Annotated in this window: 3 protein-coding genes; 2 read left to right on the top strand and 1 reads right to left on the bottom strand. The window is 59.0% G+C overall.

Translation table 11 applies throughout. The annotated features are described in order from the left end of the window. The coding region (locus VN887_17720) for a GreA/GreB family elongation factor (protein HXT41851.1) at positions 1-1,611 on the top strand (1,611 nt) is incomplete at its 5' end. Positions 1,612-2,100: 489 nt separating this feature from the next. On the opposite strand, the gene VN887_17715 is transcribed toward VN887_17720, so the two are convergent. Then, positions 2,101-3,021 carry an SCO family protein gene (locus VN887_17715; GenBank protein HXT41850.1) on the bottom strand — a complete coding sequence of 307 codons (921 nt, stop codon included), beginning with the start codon at positions 3,019-3,021 and terminating at the stop codon, positions 2,101-2,103. Between the two features lie 172 nt (positions 3,022-3,193). Here VN887_17715 and VN887_17710 point away from each other — a divergent pair. Next, positions 3,194-3,426: 3-dehydroquinate synthase (locus tag VN887_17710; protein HXT41849.1), on the top strand; the 233-nt coding region annotated here is incomplete at its 3' end.

Raw genomic sequence — 3,426 nt, 5'->3', positions numbered from 1 at the left:
CCCAGCGACCACATCCTGGCGCGCAAGGCATCGGACATCCAATCGTTGCGCCAGATGGCGGCCCTGCATCATCTCGACCTCATCAAGCTCGTGCTCCAGAGCTTCGGCGGCCGGGCAACGCTGGAGCAGATCCAGCAGGTGCTTGTGCCGGACATCATCGCGGACGACTGGAAGAAATGGTGGGAGGTGGCCAAACACGAATTGAAGAAGGACGGCCATTTTCTGGTGCCCGCGAAAAAGACCGACCCGATCACGTATCAAGCGAAGGAGATCTCTCTGCAGGAGCGACTGCTCGGGGATTTTCGCGCCGCGAAAGGCCTCAAGGCACGCCTCAGTGTCGCGAACGAATTGTTGAAAAACCTGTCCGACCTGAGCGACAAACCCGCCGCGGTTACCGAGGCGGTCAACATGTTGAACTCGGAAATTGCCAGTCATCAGCGCACGCAGCCGTCGCTGGCGCTGGAAGCCATCTTCGTCCGCGACGACCTTCGCTCGGCGGCCGGCGTTCCTGCCGGGGAAGGTGATCTGGCCCCGGCCGCGATCTGGTCGCAGAATCTGAAGCTCGGCCAATTGCTCGACCAGATGCCGGCGGCCAAGCACAAACAGGCGCTGCAGTCTTTCAAAGAGTCAAGTCCGGAGCACTGGCCGGACGCGTTGCTCGCCATCATCAACGCTGTTTCTTCCAAACTGGGCGCGGAGTTCGCGCATCTCCTCATCCACGAAGGCAGGCTGGAACTGCTCAAGGCCACCCTTGCCCGTCTCATCAGCCAGCACATGGCCAGCAGCGAGTTGTTGCTCTGGCTGGCCAAGGAACGCTCCGACGCGTTTGCCGACATTCTCGGTCCCGAAGTTTTCCGCGCCATGCTCACGGCCATGGAGCGCGACCAGTTCAACGAGAAAAAATCCAACAAACTGCGCGACTACATTCTCGATGACCAGGAGTTGATCGTGGAATTGATAGAGTCCGCCGATCTGGAAGTCATCAAGGACCTCACCCGTGCGCTTCAGCTCTCTCCGTGCTTCGATGACATGGACAAACGCTCGCTGCTGGCGCGCATCGTGAAGAGCTACCCGGCGGCACAGGTGCTCATTTCCGGCGAGCAGACCAAGCAGGACACGGCGCTCATCGTCTCCTGGGAAAGCCTGGAACGGCGCAAGACCGAATACGATGAACTGGTGCACAAGAAAATCCCGGCGAACTCGAAGGAAATCGCGCTGGCACGCAGCTACGGTGACCTGCGTGAGAACCACGAATACAAATCGGCCAAGGAGATGCAAAAGCTGCTCATGCGCCGCAAGGGGGAGTTGGAGTCGCAGTTGGTCCGCGCCCGGGGCACGGATTTTTCGGCCGCCTCCACGGAAGCCGTCAGCATCGGCACGCGCGTGCGGGTGACGGAATCGGGCGCGCAACACACCGAAACTTTCACAATTCTTGGCGCGTGGGATTCCGAGCCGGAAAAGGGCATCGTCACGTATCTGACCCCCATCGCGCAATCACTGCTCAACCGCAAAGTCGGGGAGGAAGTGGAGTTCGAACTGGAAGGCTCCAAGAAGCGTTACCGGATCGAGGCAATCGAGTCTTACAAGGCGGCCGGGGCCGCAACCGGGTAGGACTCCACATTTCAAATGACGGGAGTGTAACCGGGACATGGGCTGAAGGATCGTCCATTGTCTCTCATTTGCCGTGGCTGATTCGTAGAACCCGTGCGTTGGATTTCGCGATTTCCGCAACGGCGACACCGCCGATCATATTTTTTTGGAAGCGAACCTTCGACCGTCCAAATCCCGTTGGTTAGAAATGCGTGATGGGGCTTTCCCTTTTCGATTTGTTTCTCGCCATAAATTGGAATCCAAACCCCGACCGCGATGCGAACGGCTGTTTTCTCGTCCGGCACGAACCACCTTTGGGCCTATGGGCGTGCTTTGTTTCGGCGTCAGCCAATGCCACGAAGCCAGCCACGACGATGCCGGCACTCAGGGAGACGAAAAGTGAATACGTCGTCGTGCTGCCGGGAATATCGCGCCCACTGGGCCGCCACAACTCCCGCGTGGTTCGCCTTGGAAGCGCACTGAGCACATTCTTGGTCCAACGGCTGCCTGTCACTTTGCCGCCGCCGCCTTGACCATTTCCTCCACCAATTCATCCACCTTCCACTGGTTGCCGGTGAAAACTTTCTGCACCTTGCCGCGCGCGTCCACCACCACCGTTCGTAGATTGTGATTGAAAACAAAGCCCCCGCCTTCACGGGGAAACATCAACCCGAACTGTTCGGTGATCGCGTCAATATCAATCAATGCCCCGGTGGCAAAATCCCAATGATTCGTGTCGGGTTGATAACGTCGGGCGTAGTTTTTCAACACCTCCGGCCGGTCATACCCGGGATCGAAGGAAATGGAAAGCAAATGCCAGTTTTGGGGCGCGCCGGGCATCGCAGCGAGTTTCCGGGCCGCCTCGGAAAAGTTGTCCGACATTCGCGGGCAGAAATTCGGCAACGGACAACGCGTGTAGATAAAGGTGAACGCGAGGGCCTGTCCCTTGAAATCGGAGAGGCGGATCGCCGCGCCCAGTTCATTCGTGAATGGATAATCCGGCATAGCGTCGCCCACGTTCAACGGCTCCACCAGGCGCACGCGACGGAACGTCTCCGTCGGCGGTTCGGTGATGTTTGTCGATCCCGTCTTCGTGATCTGATCGACCCAGCTGTCCTTTTGCGTGACCAGCAGGCGGAACGACACCTGGTCGCCTGGTTTCAGTCCGGCCAGTTCGTTGGTGTCCCTTGTTTCGAACGGCATGGTCATCGCCGGCATGTAATCGGGGATGTTCTCGTGCTTGATGACGATCATCCGTCCGTCCGCCTGCAGTTCTTTTACCACTCCTTTGACTGCAAAAATCTGTGTGGCGGTCTGCGAGTCGTCCGCCCCGGCGGACGGCGCCCGGGTGGAATTGTTTCGGCCGCAGGAAACCAGGCCGCCGACCAGCAGCACCGCTGTCAATGCTCCAAGAGTCATTCGTATGTCCACACAGTTCATTTGAACCATTGGACAATCGCTTTGCAAGGCTGCACGAAATTCGCGTGAGCGCGGTTTCGCCGGGATTGCTCCGGAGCCTTCCCGGGCCAGCGCAATCAGGTCGCCCATCCTCAACCGGGCGTCAAACCTTTGACATGCCGCGCGCAAACTTTATCCTGCGCTGATGTATGTGATCAAAGTGCCACTCGGCGTGAGGAGTTACACGATCTCGATTGGAGGCGACCTGCTCCCACGCCTGGGACACGAATGCAAGAGGCTGTATTTCGGTCCGCGTTGCGCCGTGATCGCCGACCGCAATGTGGCGGCACATTATGGCCGGGAGGCGGTGCAGTCGCTGGAGGCATCCGGCTTCGAGCCGGTGCTCGTTACGGTCCCGGCAGGCGAAACCGCGAAGAG

The organism is Candidatus Angelobacter sp. (assembly GCA_035607015.1).
Taxonomy (GTDB): domain Bacteria; phylum Verrucomicrobiota; class Verrucomicrobiia; order Limisphaerales; family AV2; genus AV2.
Note: the sequence above shows the minus strand (reverse complement) of the source record. Positions and strands in the feature narration are given on the sequence as shown.